This window comes from Paenibacillus algorifonticola (genome assembly GCF_050481745.1).
Taxonomy (GTDB): domain Bacteria; phylum Bacillota; class Bacilli; order Paenibacillales; family Paenibacillaceae; genus Pristimantibacillus; species Pristimantibacillus algorifonticola_A.
The window spans coordinates 49,253-67,680 of the sequence record NZ_JBCNGR010000016.1; the positions used below are offsets into that span (position 1 = coordinate 49,253).

An 18,428-nucleotide genomic window follows, 5' to 3' on the forward strand; every position below is an offset into this window, starting at 1 on the left:
TTGCTTATAAAGGAAGGGTTATTTTGTTGAAAAAAAGAGTGTTATGGGTATTGAATCACGATACTTTAAGTAAATTCGAATTGCCTTTAATCCATGAGCTAGGATTCGAAATATTCACACCAAAAATAGTCCCTAAAAATACTTTGCAGCAAAGTGGTTCAGTCACGTATGAATATGATACAACTCTTTCGATACCTGAGCAAGATCTGAAAATACTAAATGAATATAATTTTTATGAAAACGAAGAAATGCCTTTTATTATAAGACACCTTATTAATAAATACTTTGATACGGCTATAGTAATGTTTGATTTCTATGCTTTGAATAAACTTGTAGATAATTTTAAAGGGAACATATTTGCGAGGGCGTTTGGGTTAGGCAAAGCAATCACTTATAGAGAAATTACGGAGCATGTATTTGGTCCGGAGTATTTTTATAAGCTAGAGACGATTAAGGATAGATTTTGGTTCTCGCATTGTTATGAGAGCATTGTTGATATTGAAACAGGAATTTATAAAGAAAAATCGGTATTTATGCCTTTAGGTTTGCCAGATGATTTTTATACGGTTTCTGATCAGTGGGTAGGTAATACTAATAAACTGCTCTTTTTTTGCACGAGAATAAATTTCAACGCAGAATCAAATGGGATATACAAGAAATTCAAAAAAGATTTTAAAGGATTAGATTATGTTATAGCAGGAAATCAACCCGTGCCAGTAGATGACCCCAATGTAACTGGGTTTCTTGAACGTGAAGAAATTAATGATTTATTCACAGGCTGTAAAGTCATGTTCTACCATTCAACCTACCCAAGGCATTTGCATTATCATCCTCTTGAGGCGATGATAGCGGGAATGCCTGTGCTTTATTTACAAGGAGGGCTTCTCAATAAATTGGGTGGAGAGCGTCAATCCGGATGCTGTAAAAATATAAGTGAAGCTCGCAATAAAATTCAGAGAATATTTGATGGAGATACGAAATTAATAGAGGAAATAAGGGAAGATCAAAAAAAGATCCTTCATTATTTTTCTTTTCAATATAACAAAATGAGCTGGGAACAAAACTTTATTCCTATTTTAGAACGGAAAAATAAAGATTCATCTGAAAAATCAGTAACTATCGCAACTTTTATTGCAGAGAAACAATCTAAACAACATATTCAAGATTACGTAGCTTTATTTAAAGCTTTAGATGAAGGGCTCAAAGCAGTTAATCAGCAGCACAAATTGATTTTTAATGTGCATAGTAATGAATATAATATAGATCATGATTTTTCAGATTTACTTTATAATAGCGTAGATGTTAGGGAGTACAGTCTTCAAACGTTAGATACTCAAGAAATAAACGATATTTATGCGCTTATGTTTAAAAACAAAGAAGTATGGTATGAGAAATATGTTATTCCAACGGATAAGGCGCAAAACTATGCTGATGTGGATTTTTGGCTATTTTTTTATAAAGAATTTGAGCAGCCTATAGCTTCTATTAAACCTTATGGATTATTTATTGATAATCTAAATGAACGGTATTTCGAAACGATAAATAATATTTGTATTTCAAATATAAAAAATGCTGCTTTTATTTTTACGAATTCAGCGCAGACGAAGGAAGATCTAATCACTTATTTAGGAATTAACAGTTTACAAATCATGATCATTCCTTTTGTGTATTCAAATCTCAATTTGTCCATGGATACGTCTAATCAAGCTGAAGATCACATTCTTATCGAGGCTAATTTAAAATACCCAACACATGTAACTAAAATATTGGATGATATAATTGATTACTATAAATTATACAGAGCCGATGAAAAAATCATTATTAATTTCGATAATTATAATGATAAAAAAGCGGCTCATTTCTATGATGAAATATCTAAAGCAGTAAAGAAAAATAATATTATAAAAGATAAGGTATTACTTTATGCTGGAATTGGTGAAAACCAGTATAATGTATTATACAAATTTGCGAAGAAAATTATCTTTCCGCATCATATTGATAATGTGCAGTATAAACTTGCTAGAGCAGCCTTTTTTTCTAAGCCTGTCGTACTAGATAATTACCCCTTTTATAATGAGATTGAACAGCAAATAGGAGGTCAATTTCAATATAAAAATTTTGCTCTAAATAAAAATGCTCTTATAGAAGTTTTATCTGAGTCAGATGAAATGAAGCTGGGAACTAACAAAGCTAAGCTTCTGCCTGACGTGAACACAGAGCTATTGTCGGATGTATGGAGGAAATTATTATGAGTAAAATAGGTGTGTTTTTAGGGTTTCAATCAAGTGATAACCTGTCAATACATGGGATTGGCAGACTATTAGCTTTTTTTCTGAAAGAAAACGAAGAGAAGAGTAACAAAATCGTATTAATTTGTCCTAAGTGGCTGATTCCGACGCTTCATAAGCTACTGAAGGATCATAAAATATCACCGGATGATTTTGAAATTGTAACTACAGCAAGCATTCCAATTGGCATAAGGTTGAAGAACTATATTTCGGATAAGAAGAAGAAAAAGCCAGGGGTATCTAAATTAAAAAGAATAATAAAAAGTGTGAAAACAAAAGCGGAATCATTATTTAGCAGTTATACCGCTGATTTCTTTAGCACGTCATCTTGGACGCTTTTAGTAGCAAAAATTTTAATTTTGACTCTTCTTGCAGCAGTAGCATCTCCTTTTATTATTTTTGTAGGTATAGTTTATATTGTGTATAAAGTTTTAAAGTTTGCTATATCAAAGCTTTATAGGGTAGCTAAGGCAGTTATTCCGGTAGGAAAGATAGCAAACAAAGCTAAAAGTGTTATCATAAATGCAAGAGGTGTTATTTATCAACTCGTAATTGACACAGAGCTTAATAAACTTGTTTCAATCACGAATAAACGCAAGGATATTCAGGTTTGCTATATTCCTTCTATGGTTTGGCCGCAGATCCAACATTTAAACTGTAAAAAGGTTCTGGCAGCACCGGACATTGTTTTTTACGATTTTCCCACTCAATTTATTGGGGTAACTGATATTCATAATAGAATTCGTAGAAGTATAGCCTCAGCGGATCATTTTATTAGCTATAGTGAATATGTGAAAAATCATCATTTGGTTATAAAAAGTGGTGTCGATCCTAGTAAAGTAACGGTAATCAAACATGCAAATATAGAAATGAATCGTCACTTGAAAATATCAACGGGTATTCAAAAGTATCTGACAGTTGAACAAAATGCTCAACAGATTATTTCGAATTATATGCGCATAAAATCACATCCCGGTAATGTATTGTATAAAGCAAATTTTGAGAAACTTGAGTATATCATATACTCTTCTCAATATAGGCCCCATAAAAATATATTTAGTTTGATCAAAGCGATAAAAATAGTAAATAAAGATAGGTATCGTAATATCAAGCTTTTTCTAACAGGAGATATCTACGAAGTAGATTATATTAAAAAGTATATTAAAGATAACCATTTAGAGAATGATATTTTTGTATTTCATAATATATCCTCAGAAATGCTTGCCGCCTTGAATCAATTGGCTAATTGTGCTGTTAATCCGACTTTGTTTGAAGGAGGCTTCCCGTTTACCTTTTCTGAAGCCTATTCGGTAGGTACCCCTTCAATTATGAGTAATATACCGGTTGTTCGATCGGAAATTGGAGACTCTGATTTACAGGATGCCATGCTATTTGATCCCCATAATATAAGTCAAATTGCTGAAAAAATCATTTGGGGTGTAGATCATGCAGATCTGTTATTCACTAAACAAAAGGAACTATACACTAAGTTTAGTGCAAGGGATTGGAAAACAGTGGTGAACGAGTATAATCAAGTTTTTAGTAAACTTCTGAATTAAGGTGATGAGGATGACCAAAATATTTAAGTGGAGTTTTATATTTCTGAGTATATTTTTCACTTTTAACTTAGCTGTTGCAGCTAATGAATTAGATTCAGACGTTAAAATTATTGTGAATTCTCAGAAAGAAAATTACTCAAAGAAGATGAACGTTAATTTAACAGTAGTTTTTAATAATAAAGAACTCTATAGCGATAAGGTTTTTGTTGCTTATCATTTATATGATAACAATAATAAAGAAATTCTGTGGGAAGGAAAGAGATATCCTCTTTCTATTAATGATGATGGAGTAGGAAAGCTTACTTTTGATATTGATTTAGCATTGAAATCCACGTTGGCTAATGTGGATTACGCTAAAGTGGATTTTGATTTAGTAGACGAGGAAAATGCGTATTGGTTTTCGACGTATTCGAACATTACGTTAGCTACGGACCACATCATATATCAAAATGATCGTTTGAAAGAAATGCTCTTTACCTTGAGCTCATCCATCAAAAGTCATCCAGTCATTTTCTCTATTAATATTTTGTTTTTCCTTTTGTTTATTTATGGGTTTTATAAGATTAGAAAACACGAATTGTTTTAATGTTCATACAATATTAAAGTTAGGGGGATAAAATAATGAAGGCTATAATTTTAGCAGGAGGAACGGGTTCCCGTCTTTATCCTTTAACAAAAGTAACGAATAAGCATTTGTTACCGGTTGGAAGATATCCGATGATTTTTCATTCTGTGCATAAGCTTAAACAAGCAGGATTAACGGATATTCTTATTGTGACGGGTAAAGAACATATGGGTGATGTAGTGAATTTGCTAGGAAGCGGCAAGCAAATGGGAGTTAGTTTTACCTATAAGGTTCAGGATGAGGCTGGAGGCATAGCTCAAGCCTTATATCTTGCCAAAGGTTTTTCAGGTGACGAGAAAATAGTAGTTATCTTAGGAGATAATGTTTTTGAGGATAATATAACCTCTTATGTACAAAGCTTCAGAGAACAAAAATCAGGTGCCAAAATTTTATTAAAGCAGGTTGAGGATCCACAACGTTATGGTGTAGCAGAGCTCGAAGAAGATAAAATTATATCCATTGAAGAGAAGCCGCAAATTCCTAAAAGTGATTACGCGGTTACCGGTATTTATATGTTTGATAACGAAGTTTTTGACATCATTCAAACCTTAAAGCCATCAGCTAGGGGAGAGCTGGAAATTACAGACGTTAATAATGCGTATATTTCACGAGGACAGCTTTCTTTCAACCTTCTTGAAGGCTGGTGGACGGACGCAGGTACACATCAGTCTTTAGCTTTAGCAAATGAACTATCTAAAAATTTGCTGCTAGATGAAGAATTCGGAAATATAAAAAATTAAATGAAAAAGTATAATACAGTATGATTAATAGGTCTTGTGGGAAATTCACCCTAGCCAAAAAAGTTCATGCATTCAATATATTCGCTTTTGGTGTCTATAAACTCACAAAATCTATTAATTAGTAAAGGGGTATGGAGGCTTTGTACACTAAGCTACGCCATTTTTATCAAGCTTACAATCGAGACGTAGTTGTTATAATGCTTTATGCAGTAATTTCATGTTTAATGTATTTTAATATGTTCAATTCCTCTGGTTTTTTAGCTCCCGGTGATGGTATCGTGTCATATGTGCCACTAAAAAAGTTTTATGCTGAAGCTCTGCATAATCTACATATTCCCTTATGGAATAGTAATTTATCTTTGGGAATGCCGTTTTTGGCCGATGTGCAAACCTCGGTTTTTTATCCCCCAAATTTAATATATGCTATTCTTCCATTCAATACTGCATATAATTTCAGTTTTCTATTGTGTTTAACGCTTGCCGGCAGTTTTACCTATTTATATTTAAGATCTATTAAGCTAAGCCGCAGAGCGGCTTTTGTTGGTGGACTTGCTTTTATGTTTTCAGCAGCCATTAACGGACGCAAAGGACAAGTAACCATTCGCGATGCAGTAATATGGCTACCATTGATACTCTATTATTATGAAATGCTCATCAATAAAAGAAAGAAAATTTATCTTGTATTAATGAGTTTAGCCTTTGCAGTACAATTTTTTGCCGGATTCACTCAGGTATCTTTTTACACAGCAATGGTATTAGGGGTGTATTTTTTATTTTCTTTGAAAAGATATCCGAATATGAAGCAATGGTTGCTCGATAAAATCAATTTTTTATTTATTGCAATTGGGCTTATTGCGATACAATTATTACCTACTATATTTTTAACCAGATATGTGGGAAGGGAGAGCATCATTTACGAGTTTTTTGCTGGATTTTCTTTGCCTTTAAAGTCTTTAATTACTTTCTTCTTTCCTTATTTTTATGGAAATGACACACCATATGTTCCTTACCCTATATATAAGAATCAAAATATATTTTCTGATAATTGGAGCTTCGGCGTTTATGTAGGATTGATAACGGCAATAATGGCGTTAATTTTGATTTTCACTAAAGTTAAGTCTAGTAGGAAAGTATTGATATGGACTACCATTATGGTTGTGTCTCTTGTACTAGCTTTAGGAGATTCGTTTCCACTTATAAATAAAATTATGTATCATGTTCCTTTATATAATGCTTTTAGAGTATCAGCTAGGTTTAACTTTGCTTTTGATTTGGCAATAGCTGTACTATTCGCTATGCAAATTCATAGGATTTTAGAAAAGCCGGAGCGTGTAATCAAACTAAAAAAATATATATTATATACAAGCGGAATAATACTGGTCTGGGCAATAGCAACTGCTGGTGTATATATATTATGTCCCCCAGATGGAATGAACAAAGATATCATAGTAAGTAATTTTAGTTTGAAAAATTCTTCGATTATTATACCTATTGTTTTGCTCATTGTTTATAATTTGATTTTATTTGTTTATTTGAAAATAAAAAGAAAAGCAATTATTCAAATTGTTTTCTCAGTAGTGTTATTATTAGACTTACATAGTTACTCTTTCTATTATGCAAATGCTTTTCAAACTGATAAAAATGAAACTATTGCAAAAGAAGTTAGGGATTTGATTAAGCCAGATGAAAGAGCATGGGCTGTCTTTGATCGTTATGTAGGTAATGGAGATTTCGGTGGGATGATTCCAAATAGGAATATGTTTTACGGAATTAGCTCTATAAACGGCTATGCAACATTTCTTTCTAACGACTATAAGTCGCTACTGGGTTTTGATGAAAGAGGGGTTAATATTCAATCGCCAGTGTTGCTTTCAAATAACTATATCTTGTCAGCTTTAAATGTAAAATATATTATTGCAAATAATGATAAAGAAGACCTTATTAACAATTCAAGTTTTTTTGATGTAGATAATCGTATTGAGGTAGCTAACATTTCGAATAAAAAAATAGAATATATTGAAGAGGCGGGGTATGGAATTCATCAAGAGATAGTAAAATTAAGGCCTAATAATTATTACAATATTAGTTTTAGATTAAAAGAAAATTCAAGTAAAAATTTATATGTCGATTTTGCGGGAGAAAATTACATCGGAGATGCTCAACAATTAAAAGTGTCTAACACAGAGTCTAACACTTACTCACAAATTTTTCACTTCGGTTCTAACATTCCCAAAGAAGTATATATACGAATTGTTTCTCTGGATAAATCACCTTTATTAGTCGACCAGTTAACTGTCGAAATGCTTCCGAAATTAGAGAATACGGCTCCTTCATATGAAAATATTTTTCAAGATGAGAATTACACAATTTATAAAAATAACCATTCGTTAGATAAGTTTTATGCTGTTCAGAATACGGTTAATTCTGATGATTTGAAAGGTGATCTTTATTCCACTAATTTGCTTACTACAGCAATTGTGGGGGATTATCCGCAACGTTCGAATATGAACCTTCCGTCAATAAAATTGCTTGAGTATTCGGATGGCTATGGAAAAGCCGAGATTGAATCAAAAGATGCTGCTAGCTTTGTAGTGTTCTCAGAACAATACTATCCGGGATGGAAGGCTTCTATTGATGGGAAAGAGACTGCCATTCATAAAGTAAACGGTCTGACGCAAGGTATTGAAGTACCAGCAGGTAAACATACTATAGAGTTTTCCTATGAGCCTAAAGAATTTAAATTAGCGATATATATATTATTATTTACACTAATATATATATTCGTGTATGTTAACTTTGACAAAGTGCGTTTTAACAAAAAAAGTAAATCATAAAGAACTCATAAAATAAAATTGGATTGTCAACCAGGCTTCCATAATCAGGAGGAATTCTCATGAGCAGTAATGTTAACCTACAAAGTGAGACAAGTAAAATGACGTTGATTAGTGAACGTGGCGATGAGCGTGGTTTATTAAGTGTTATAGAAGGGGAGCATAATATTCCTTTTGATATTAAGCGTGTATTCTATATTTATGGAACCAAAGAAGGTGTCAGACGCGGATACCATGGACATTATAAAACCAGACAGGCGTTAGTTTCCGTTTCAGGATCATGCAAGGTTTACTTAGACAATTTACAAAGAAAAGAAATAGTTGAACTAGATTCTCCTAATAAAGTTTTAATTCTTGAACCTAATGATTGGCATGAAATGTATGACTTTACCTCCGATTGTGTGCTGCTAGTGTTAGCATCACATTTATATGATCCGGAAGATTATATTAGGGATTATCAACAATTTACAGACGTTTACTCAGTTAAAGCAAACAGTTAGAAAATAGTTATTTTCAGGAGGTACTATGATTCCCTTTCTTGATTTAAAACAGATTAATTTGAGACATGAGGCCGAGATTTCAAAAGCTATAAATGATTTTTTGCACTCTGGCTGGTATATACTTGGAAAGCAAGTCGAAGAATTTGAAAAACAATTTGCTGAGTATTGTGGAACGAAGTACTGTTTAGGTGTGGCGAATGGTTTGGATGCTCTCTCTCTTATTATTAGAGCCTATGGTATTGGCGAAGGTGATGAGGTGATTGTTCCTTCAAATACATACATTGCGTCGATATTGGCTATCTCGAGCTGCGGAGCGACCCCAGTACTGGTCGAGCCTGATCTGCTAAGTTATAATATTGACCCTAAAGCTATTGAAGAGAAAATTACTCCACGTACAAAAGCAATCATGGTTGTTCATTTATATGGGCAGTCGTGCAATATGGATCCTATTAATGAATTAGCTAAAATCTATCATTTAAAAGTGTTTGAGGACTGCGCTCAAGCCCATGGCGCCGTATATAAAGATAAAAGAGTAGGTAATTTGGGAGATGCTGCCGCATTTAGCTTTTATCCAGGGAAAAATTTGGGGGCATTAGGAGATGGCGGAGCAATAACTTTAAATGATGAAGAGCTTTATATACAACTGAAGGCACTTCGAAATTATGGTTCTCATCGGAAATATGAAAATTTATATAAAGGTGTTAACAGCCGACTCGATGAGCTGCACGCTGCAGTATTGAAAGTAAAACTGAAATATTTGGATGAAGATAATCAAATTCGGAGAAACATTGCAGAGTACTATACCAATCATATTGTGAATCCTTGTTTTGAAATTCCTTCACTTGAACAAGTAGACAGTCCATTGTCTCACGTATGGCATTTATATGTAATCAGAACAAAGAATAGAGCAGCACTACAGGCCTATTTAATGGAAAAAGGGATACAAACCCTTATTCATTACCCGATTCCACCACATAAACAGGAAGCATATAAAGAATGGAACGGTTTAAGTTATCCTAAATCGGAGAAAATTCATAATGAAATTTTAAGCTTGCCGGTTAGCCCAGTAATGAGCTTGTCTGATGCAGTAAAAGTGACGGAGGCTTTAAATGAGTACGAAGAAAAAATTTAGTATTGTTATTCCTATCTACTATAATGAATTAAACATTCCGTACACGATTCCAAGATTGAAAAAATTACAAGATATATTGCCTGGTTTTGAATTGGAATTTGTTTTTGTAGATGATGGTTCTAAAGATAAATCTTTAGAATTGCTGTTAGATGAAAAAGAAAAGGACAGTAGAATTAAGGTTGTGAAATTAAGTAAAAACTTCGGTTCTATGTCAGCCATTCAAGCTGGACTTCACTATGCAACTGGTGATTGTATTGGCATTATCTCAGCGGATTTGCAAGATCCCCCAGAGCTATTTGAAAAAATGATTACAAGCTGGGAGTCTGGGAATAAAGTCGTATTGGCAACTCGGATGGGTAGAGATGAATCCTTGTCTCAAAGGTTGTTTTCGAATACATATTATTTTTTAATGAGAAAGTTTGCTTTGAAAGATTATCCTAACGGTGGATTTGATTTTGTATTGTTGGATAAGCAAGTCGTTAAAGAGGTAAATAAAATTAGTGAGAAGAACACCAATATTATGAGTTTGATTTATTGGCTGGGTTATTCGCAAGATACGATTTCCTATGTTAGGCAGGAAAGGCAGCATGGAAAATCAAGATGGACTTTAAGTAAAAAGATCAAGTTGTTTGTAGACTCATTTGTGAGTTTCTCCTATGCTCCTATACGGGTTATGTCATTCATAGGAATATCTACCGCAGTATTAAGCTTTCTATATGGATTGTTTGTCATCTATAATGCTATATTTGGATCAATTCCACTTCAAGGCTGGACAACAATAATAGCTTTAGTAACTTTTTTGCTTGGATTGATAATGGTTATGTTAGGGATTATAGGGGAATATCTTTGGAGAATACTTGATGAAAGCAGAAAGAGACCAGCATATATAATTGATGAAGTCTATAGTGAGGGTGAATAGATGAACTATTTTAAACATCAACTAGCCTTGGTTGAGACAGAGAACATAGGAGATGACACTAGAGTATGGGCTTTTACGCATATTCTTAGCGGCGCAGTTATCGGTAAAAATTGCAACATTAACGATCATACTTTTATTGAAAACGATGTTGTATTAGGTGATAATGTGACCGTGAAATCCGGCGTATACATTTGGGATGGAGTTAGAGTTAGTGATAATGTTTTTATTGGGCCAAATGTTACCTTTACAAATGATTTGAACCCTCGCTCTAAGCAGTATCCCGTTGAATTTGAAAAAACAATCATTAATGAATTTGCCTCAATTGGAGCAAATTCCACAGTTATTGCCGGAAATAATATAGGTAAATATGCAATGGTAGGCGCTGGTTCAGTTGTAACTAAGTCCATACCTGATTATACTTTATGGTACGGCAATCCTGCTCGAATGATGGGTTATGTATGCAAGTGCGGGCAAAAATTAGATGAAAAATACAATTGTGGCAGTTGCTTAACAAAATACGAATTGATTAATGATCAGCTTTTTGAAGAGTCGAAATGAGAACGGGAATATATAAAAGATTGGATAGGTTCAGACAGATAATTGGCTTTGGATTAGTTGGACTTTTAAATACAGTAGTAACTTATTTTTTATATTTAGCACTTTTAAGTATTTTTAATTATTCAATGGCTTATTCCATCTCTTATATTGCTGGAATAGTTATTTCGTATGTTTTTAATACTTTGTTTGTTTTCAAACAACCTGTCTCCATTAAAAGCTTTTTAAAATTCCCCGTAGTGTATATTGTACAATATTTATTGAATTTGCTTTTAATATATCTATTTGTAGAACAATTTCATATAAGTGACAAACTGGCTCTGATTATTTCGATTTTCTTCTCTTTTCCAATTACATATGTTTTGTCTAAATATGTACTTGTAAAAAAGAAGGGTTGATATAACTGATATGGATTTGTAGTAATGCTGGCTAAATGGGGTGTAATCATTGAATGTTATTGAAACAAGTTTGGCTGGAGTGTATGTAATTGAACCTAAAGTACATGATGACCCAAGAGGCTTTTTTATGGAGAGCTATAATAAACGTTCATTTGAAGAACATGGCTTAAATTACTCATTTGTACAGGATAACTTCTCCTCTTCGCAAGAGGTTGGAACTATTCGCGGACTTCATTACCAATTGTATCCAAAAACGCAAACCAAACTGATTAGTGTAATTGCGGGAGAACTATTTGATGTTGTTGTAGATATTAGAAGAAATTCCCCAACGTATGGTCAATGGATAGGCGAGGTTCTAAGCTTTGAGAACAAGCGACAGATTTTGGTTCCAAAAGGATTTGCTCACGGGTTTTGCACTTTGCAGCCCAATACACAGGTACATTATAAAGTCGATGAATTTTACTCACCTGAGTATGATAGAGGAATAAGATGGGATGATCCGGATATTGGAATCAGTTGGCCAACAAGACATCCCATTCTTTCAGTTAAAGATAAGAGACAGCCTTTATTTAATGATGCTGAATTGATGTAAATGTAATCAAGGTTAAAGGTCATATTTTTCCTGTTAATTAATTTCAGGAGTAAACCTATCCTTGTAGGAATATAATTGTGGTACAGCCGAACTGAAAATTAACTTAGCCTTCTCAAGCGAGAAGTTCCTGAAATTCGGTGAGTTTAATTAGTAATTGACGGTGGGTATCTATGAAAGTGTTGAACACTCAGCTCAATGCAGTTAAATTGATTGAAATTACCGCTTATACTGATTCTCGTGGTTTCTTTATGGAAAGCTACAATGAAAAAGAAGCTCATAATAACGGTATACCCTATAAATTCATTCAAGATAATCATTCTCTCTCCGTAGAAGCTGGAGTGCTTCGTGGTTTGCATTATCAATTGGCACCTAAAGAGCAAACAAAGCTCATACGTGTTACAGCAGGAGCCATTTACGACGTCGTTGTCGACATTCGCAAAGGTTCACCTACTTTTGGACATTGGCAGGGCTTTATTCTAAGTGCAGCCAATAAGCGTCAGCTTCTTGTGCCGCAAGGATTCGCCCACGGCTTCTGTACAATCGTGCCTAATACTGAAGTGCAATACAAAGTCGATGCGCTTTATTCTCCTGAACATGACAGAGGTATTGCTTGGAATGATCCAACACTTAAAATCAATTGGCCGACCTCTGCCCCGATTCTTTCTGACAAGGACGGCAAGCATCCTGTTCTTGCCAATGCGGAAATTAATTTTGTATATGAAGGGTGAGCTTAACTCGTGAAATTATTAGTTACCGGCGGTGCTGGCTTTATTGGCAGCAACTTTGTACTTTATATGATCAATAAGTATCCGGAGTACCACATTATTAATGTAGATGCGCTCACTTACGCTGGAAATTTAGAAAATTTGCGCAGCATTGAGCAGCACCAAAACTATACATTCGTGAAGGCGGACATTACAGATAAGTCGGCGATCGAGCCGCTTTTTGCAGCTGGTATAGATGCCGTGCTGAACTTTGCAGCGGAGTCGCATGTGGACCGGAGCATTTTACATCCGGAAATTTTTGTGCAGACGAATATTTTGGGCACCCAGACGCTGCTTGACTTGTCTAAGCAATATCAGATTTCTAAATTTGTTCAAGTGTCTACCGACGAAGTATACGGTACGCTTGGTACGACTGGCCTCTTCACAGAAGAAACACCGCTTGCTCCAAACAGTCCCTATTCAGCGAGTAAAGCTGGGGCGGATCTGCTCGTACGAGCTTATCACGAAACGTTTGGCTTGCCAGTTAATATTACGCGCTGCTCCAATAACTATGGACCGTACCAATTTCCGGAAAAGCTCATTCCACTAATGATTCAAAATGCACTGCAGGATAAGCAACTGCCAGTCTACGGAGATGGTCTCAATGTTCGTGATTGGCTTTACGTCGAAGATCATTGTAGTGCCATAGATCTCGTATTGCATAAAGGACGCAATGGCGAGGTTTATAATGTTGGAGGCAACAATGAGCGTGACAATCTTCATGTTGTAAAAACAATTTTGCAAGAGCTGGGTAAGCCAGAGTCTCTCATTACCTATGTACAAGATCGACTAGGCCATGATCGCCGTTATGCGATTGATGCGGATAAAATTCGCAACGAGCTGGGCTGGCAGCCGCAGTTCGCCTATGAGAGTGGGATTAAAGCGACGATTCAATGGTACTTAAACAACAAGGAATGGATGGAGCAGGTTGTGTCCGGCACTTACCAGCAGTATTATGATACGCAGTATAAGGATTGTTTGGGTGATCAGGCATGATCACCCAGCAGCCTGGGAAGCCGCAGCGAATTGTGGTTACTGGCGCGGGAGGGCAGTTAGGGGCAGAGCTGGCACAGTTGCCCAAGGCAGAGGGAATAGAGATTATCGCCCTTAGTCGCTCCGATCTGGATGTAACAGACAGTGAGCAATGTCGTGCCGTGCTCACGAAGCATTGCCCTGACGCTATTATACACTGTGGAGCTTATACAGCCGTTGATAAAGCCGAATCCGAGCCGGATGAGGCTTTTCGCGTAAATGGAGCAGGAACTCGCAATCTTGCGGTTGCAGCTTCTGCGGCGGGAATTAAGCTTTGCTACATCAGTACCGATTATGTGTTCGATGGTACAGGTGCTGTGCCTTATAATGAATATGATCATACGAATCCGCAAACGGTATACGGCAAATCTAAATTGGCAGGCGAATATGCGGTCCAGACGATGCATAATCGTTTTTTTATCGTGAGAACGTCATGGGTTTATGGCAAGTACGGAAATAACTTCGTCAAGACGATGCTGAAAATGGGAAAGGAACGCGACAGCTTGAAAGTCGTCTCAGACCAGCTAGGCTCGCCAACGTATACGTATGATTTGGCTCATTTTTTACTAGAGCTTGTACAGACAGAAAACTATGGTATTTATCATGCTTCAAACACAGGAACTTGTTCTTGGCATGAGTTTGCTCAGGCGATTTTTGAGGAGAGCGGGATTAAGGCTCAGGTAGACCCTTGTACAACCGATGAGTTTCCTCGTCCCGCTCCTCGACCAGCATATTCTGTCATGGATCACAGCGCTATCCGCAGCAATGATTTTCAGCCGCTGCGTCCATGGAGGGAAGCGCTGCAACATTATTTGAAGGATAGTGAGTGATGAGTTGCAATGGCTACAGCAAGCGTCTGTATCGTGACCTACAATAGTGCTTCGGATATTGAAGCGTGCTTACATGCAGTTCTGCGTCAGACTTTGCGGCCAGAGCAGGTTATTGTTATTGATAATGCTTCCAGTGATGGAACGCAAGCGATTGTGCAGCGTTATGTCGCAAATGAGGGCTTGAAAGGAAATATTCATTTTAGCGCCAATAGCATAAACAATGGATTTGCCGGCGGGCAAAATCAGGCGATCGCGCAAACCGATGCCGATTACGTTTTGGTTCTTAATCCCGATGTGACGCTCGGGCAGGAGTATTTGGCGGAGTCGGTAGCTTTCATGGAAAGCAATCCGCAAGTCGGCAGTGTGACGGGGAAGCTAGTACTCGGCTCCGATCCTTCTAAGATGGATAGTGCAGGACTTGGCATGCGCCGCACTCGTCAAGCCTATGATTTGGCCACTGATGAGCCTGCCGCGAATTGGGGCGAACCTCTGGAAGTATTCGGCGTCTCCGGAGCAGCGGCAGTGTATCGCATGGCTATGATTCGTGATATTCAAATCGACGGTCAGTTTTTTGATGAGGACTATTTTGCCTATAAAGAGGATGTAGACGTGGCGTGGCGGGCGCAGAAGCTAGGCTGGAAAGCCAGTTATGTGCCTTCGGCTGGTGCGCTGCATCATCGAGGATGGAAGCAGGGAGGCCGTCGTTCTGTGCCACTGTTCATCCGTAGGCACTCCTATCAGAACCGCTGGTTCACGCTTATTAAAAATGAACCGGTCAGCTGGCAGTTGCTCTGGTTGATTCCCTTGCTAACTTTGGTGGAAGCTGCGAAGCTTGCTTATATTTTGCTTAGAGAACCAGGGCTGCTTGGTTCTTGGCCCGTTATTTTCAAGCTGCTGCCTGCTATGCTGCGCAAGCGCAAGCAGGTCAATCGCAAGATGAAGGAAAAGCGTAGTTAATGAGTCATTTAATGAGAACCCCAATGTGGAAACATATGGGGTTCTTTTTGCTTCCTGATTTTGATACAATACTACTAGAGTCGAAATCTGATAGAATGTGGGTGAATTTGCATTTATGATCCGGCAAAACCAGAGGATATTGTCCCAGTTATATATGCTTGCGGATCTGTTATGTACGTTAATTGTATTTCTTGCCGCCTATTGGCTTAAATTTTATAGTGACTGGTTGTCCTATGTGAATTCCGTTCCTTTCTCCACCTATTTGGTTTGGGGAACCGTCTATTCATTTTCAGCTGTCGTAGTCGGTTTTTATTTGCAGTTTTATTCGCCTAAGCGGCGCAAAAATTATTCCTATGAAGTACTGAAGATTATTCAGATTCAGACGATCAGCTTCCTGTTCTTGCTCAGCTTATTTTACTTCACAGGCGAAGTCCATATTTCCCGGGAATTACTTTTAATCTTTTTCCTGATGAATATTGCAGCTATAGCCCTCTATCGCTATGTTGTAAAATCGATGCTGTTCTCCTTTCGGCGTCGCGGCTATAACAAGCGTTATGTGCTAATTGTAGGGGCAGGCTCAGTGGGACGCAGCTTTTATCATAATTTGCAGAAGCGTCCTGAACTGGGGTATGAAGCAGTCGGTTTTCTTGACGATTATCAGGGAGAGCACGCGGAGGAGCATCGGTTCATGCAGCCGATCATCGGCAAGCTGGACGATCTTGAAGCGAAGCTGAATGAGCTTACGATTGACGAGGTTATTATCGCACTGCCGCTCGAAGCGCATAAGAAATATGCGCAGATCATTGAGATTTGTGAGAAGACAGGCGTGAAGACGCTAATTATCCCGGACTTTTTTGATTTATTGCCGGCTAGGCCATTTTTTGATAATTTTGCCGGTATACCGCTCATAAATGTACGAGATGTTCCGCTAGATGAGCTGAGTAATCGCGTGCTAAAGCGCGGCTTTGATATCATTTTCTCGCTTATTGCTATCATTATTACTTCGCCTATTATGCTGGCGACGGTTATTGGCATCAAGCTGACCTCCCCTGGACCGGTTCTGTTTAAGCAGGAGCGGATGGGGTTGAATCGCAAAAATTTCTTTATGTATAAATTTCGCTCGATGCGCGTGTCGACTGGCGAAGTGTCCAATACCCAGTGGACGGTGGAAAATGACCCACGCCGTACGAAGTTTGGCAGCTTCCTGCGCCGCACGAGCCTTGACGAGCTGCCGCAGTTTTTTAATGTGCTGTTCGGACATATGAGCGTTGTCGGGCCGCGCCCGGAGCGTCCGTACTTTGTTAACCAGTTCAAAGAAGAGATTCCGAAGTATATGATCAAGCATCAGATTCGTCCCGGCATTACCGGCTGGGCGCAGACGAATGGGCTGCGCGGTGATACTTCTATTGAAGATCGCATCGTACATGATTTATTTTATATTGAAAACTGGACATTTATTTTGGATTTGAAAATCATCGTAATGACGATTGTGAGAGGGTTTGTCAATAAAAATGCTTACTGACAGCAGTACAAATGTGAAGGTTTCGGTAATAATTCCTACATTAAACGCAGGAGTGGAGTTCGTCGAGCTTATTCAAAGGCTGCAGAAACAAACACTGCAACCCTACGAAATTATCGTTATGGACTCCAGCTCGGAGGATGGTACAGCCGAGCGGGCACGTCAACTGGGCACGCGTGTGCTGTCGGTGCTTCGCAGTGAATTTGATCATGGCGGTACGCGCAATACGGCTGCTGCCCAAGCAAAAGGCGATTTTTTCGTATTTATGACGCAGGATGCGCTGCCCTATGATGAACAGCTGCTTGAAAAGCTTGTTCAGCCGCTGCTTGATGATCCCGGAACCGCCTGCTCCTACGCAAGGCAAATACCATATCCCCATGCAGGTATATTGGAGCGGCTGGCGAGAGCATCCAATTATCCGCCGGAGCCGCGATTGAAATCTAAAGCAGATATTGATCAAATGGGCATTCAAACGTTTATTTGTTCGAATGTATGCGCGGCTTACCGTAAAGAAACCTTTTATGAGATGGGAAGCTTTGCAGCTCCTGTTATTTTTAATGAGGATATGTTTATGGCAGCAACCTGTGTCATGAACGGGTATAGCATTGCCTATGCGGCGGAAGCGGGGGTTTATCATTCCCATGATTATACGCTGATGCAGCAGTTCAGACGTTTTTTTGACAATGGAGTATCGATGTGCCGTAATGAATGGATTATCCCTTTTAGCAAAGTGGGCAAGCCCGGCTTTAAGCTGGTCAAAACCCAGCTCCAATGCTTACTGAAGGAGCATCGTTATCATTTGATACCTGTGCTTTTTGCAGAATCGGCAGCGAAGCTTATCGGCTACAAGCTGGGTATAAAACATAAGCGTCTTCCGGTGTTTTTGTGCAGGTATTTCAGCATGCATAAGTTGATTTGGGACCGGATGCATCGTGCTAACGATGCGTCGACTCCTATGAAACATACAGGGTAGCCTGATTAGCAGATATACTTAACGAAGCTTTATGCAAACAGCATTGTAAAGCAATAAACAGCACGCCGCCTCAATTTGGTAAATGGGGTGGCGTGCTGTTTTGTATGGAAACAAGCGAATAATGGAACGATGAACCGAGGACACTAAACCAACAGGATGGTAAACACAGCTGATTGTTTGTTTGCATTACATTGCATAAGCTAGTAGGTTTTGT

General features: G+C 37.6%; 17 protein-coding genes. All 17 read left to right on the plus strand.

Features of this window, described 5'->3' with window-relative positions; genetic code table 11:
* Positions 1–23: 23 nt before the first annotated feature.
* The 17 genes from ABEW34_RS15440 to ABEW34_RS15520 all read left to right on the plus strand — a co-directional run bounded on the left by ABEW34_RS15440 (position 24) and on the right by ABEW34_RS15520 (position 18,214).
* Positions 24–2,252, plus strand: a complete 2,229-nt coding sequence (locus ABEW34_RS15440) for a hypothetical protein (RefSeq protein ID WP_430160087.1) — start codon at positions 24–26, stop codon at positions 2,250–2,252.
* A complete protein-coding gene (locus ABEW34_RS15445) occupies positions 2,249–3,847 on the plus strand; it encodes a glycosyltransferase (protein WP_430160088.1) in 1,599 nt (532 codons plus the stop codon). The genes ABEW34_RS15440 and ABEW34_RS15445 overlap by 4 nt, the downstream gene beginning before the upstream one ends.
* Before the next feature lie 10 nt (positions 3,848–3,857).
* Positions 3,858–4,433, plus strand: a complete 576-nt coding sequence (locus ABEW34_RS15450; protein ID WP_430160089.1) for a hypothetical protein — start codon at positions 3,858–3,860, stop codon at positions 4,431–4,433.
* 35 nt (positions 4,434–4,468) lie between these two features.
* Complete coding sequence (locus tag ABEW34_RS15455; protein WP_430160090.1) at positions 4,469–5,212, plus strand: sugar phosphate nucleotidyltransferase; 744 nt, start codon at positions 4,469–4,471, stop codon at positions 5,210–5,212.
* Positions 5,213–5,352: 140 nt separating this feature from the next.
* Positions 5,353–8,046 (plus strand): YfhO family protein, encoded by a 2,694-nt coding sequence (locus ABEW34_RS15460; protein WP_430160091.1) that lies wholly within the window; start codon positions 5,353–5,355, stop codon positions 8,044–8,046.
* A 59-nt stretch (positions 8,047–8,105) separates the two neighbouring features.
* Positions 8,106–8,543 (plus strand): sugar 3,4-ketoisomerase, encoded by a 438-nt coding sequence (locus ABEW34_RS15465; RefSeq protein ID WP_430160092.1) that lies wholly within the window; start codon positions 8,106–8,108, stop codon positions 8,541–8,543.
* A gap of 25 nt (positions 8,544–8,568) precedes the next feature.
* Positions 8,569–9,675, plus strand: coding sequence for a DegT/DnrJ/EryC1/StrS family aminotransferase (locus ABEW34_RS15470; RefSeq protein ID WP_430160093.1), 1,107 nt, complete (start codon positions 8,569–8,571; stop codon positions 9,673–9,675).
* Positions 9,653–10,594, plus strand: a complete 942-nt coding sequence (locus ABEW34_RS15475; protein WP_430160094.1) for a glycosyltransferase family 2 protein — start codon at positions 9,653–9,655, stop codon at positions 10,592–10,594. The genes ABEW34_RS15470 and ABEW34_RS15475 overlap by 23 nt, the downstream gene beginning before the upstream one ends.
* Entirely contained in the window at positions 10,595–11,152 is a 558-nt protein-coding gene (locus ABEW34_RS15480) for an acyltransferase (protein WP_430160095.1), read from the plus strand.
* Positions 11,149–11,547, plus strand: coding sequence for a GtrA family protein (locus tag ABEW34_RS15485; protein ID WP_430160096.1), 399 nt, complete (start codon positions 11,149–11,151; stop codon positions 11,545–11,547). The genes ABEW34_RS15480 and ABEW34_RS15485 overlap by 4 nt, the downstream gene beginning before the upstream one ends.
* A 49-nt stretch (positions 11,548–11,596) precedes the next feature.
* On the plus strand, positions 11,597–12,139 hold the full coding sequence (gene rfbC / locus ABEW34_RS15490) for a dTDP-4-dehydrorhamnose 3,5-epimerase (RefSeq protein ID WP_430160097.1): 543 nt from the start codon (positions 11,597–11,599) through the stop codon (positions 12,137–12,139).
* Between the two features lie 170 nt (positions 12,140–12,309).
* Complete coding sequence (gene rfbC / locus ABEW34_RS15495) at positions 12,310–12,867, plus strand: dTDP-4-dehydrorhamnose 3,5-epimerase (RefSeq protein WP_430160098.1); 558 nt, start codon at positions 12,310–12,312, stop codon at positions 12,865–12,867.
* A gap of 9 nt (positions 12,868–12,876) precedes the next feature.
* Positions 12,877–13,899 (plus strand): dTDP-glucose 4,6-dehydratase, encoded by a 1,023-nt coding sequence (rfbB, locus tag ABEW34_RS15500; RefSeq protein ID WP_430160099.1) that lies wholly within the window; start codon positions 12,877–12,879, stop codon positions 13,897–13,899.
* Entirely contained in the window at positions 13,896–14,765 is an 870-nt protein-coding gene (rfbD, locus tag ABEW34_RS15505; RefSeq protein ID WP_430160100.1) for a dTDP-4-dehydrorhamnose reductase, read from the plus strand. Before rfbB ends, rfbD begins: the two co-directional genes overlap by 4 nt.
* A gap of 9 nt (positions 14,766–14,774) precedes the next feature.
* Positions 14,775–15,722, plus strand: coding sequence for a glycosyltransferase family 2 protein (locus tag ABEW34_RS15510; protein WP_430160101.1), 948 nt, complete (start codon positions 14,775–14,777; stop codon positions 15,720–15,722).
* A 115-nt stretch (positions 15,723–15,837) separates the two neighbouring features.
* Entirely contained in the window at positions 15,838–17,244 is a 1,407-nt protein-coding gene (locus ABEW34_RS15515) for an undecaprenyl-phosphate glucose phosphotransferase (protein ID WP_430160102.1), read from the plus strand.
* Complete coding sequence (locus ABEW34_RS15520) at positions 17,234–18,214, plus strand: glycosyltransferase family 2 protein (RefSeq protein WP_430160103.1); 981 nt, start codon at positions 17,234–17,236, stop codon at positions 18,212–18,214. Before ABEW34_RS15515 ends, ABEW34_RS15520 begins: the two co-directional genes overlap by 11 nt.
* The last annotated feature ends 214 nt before the right edge of the window (positions 18,215–18,428 follow it).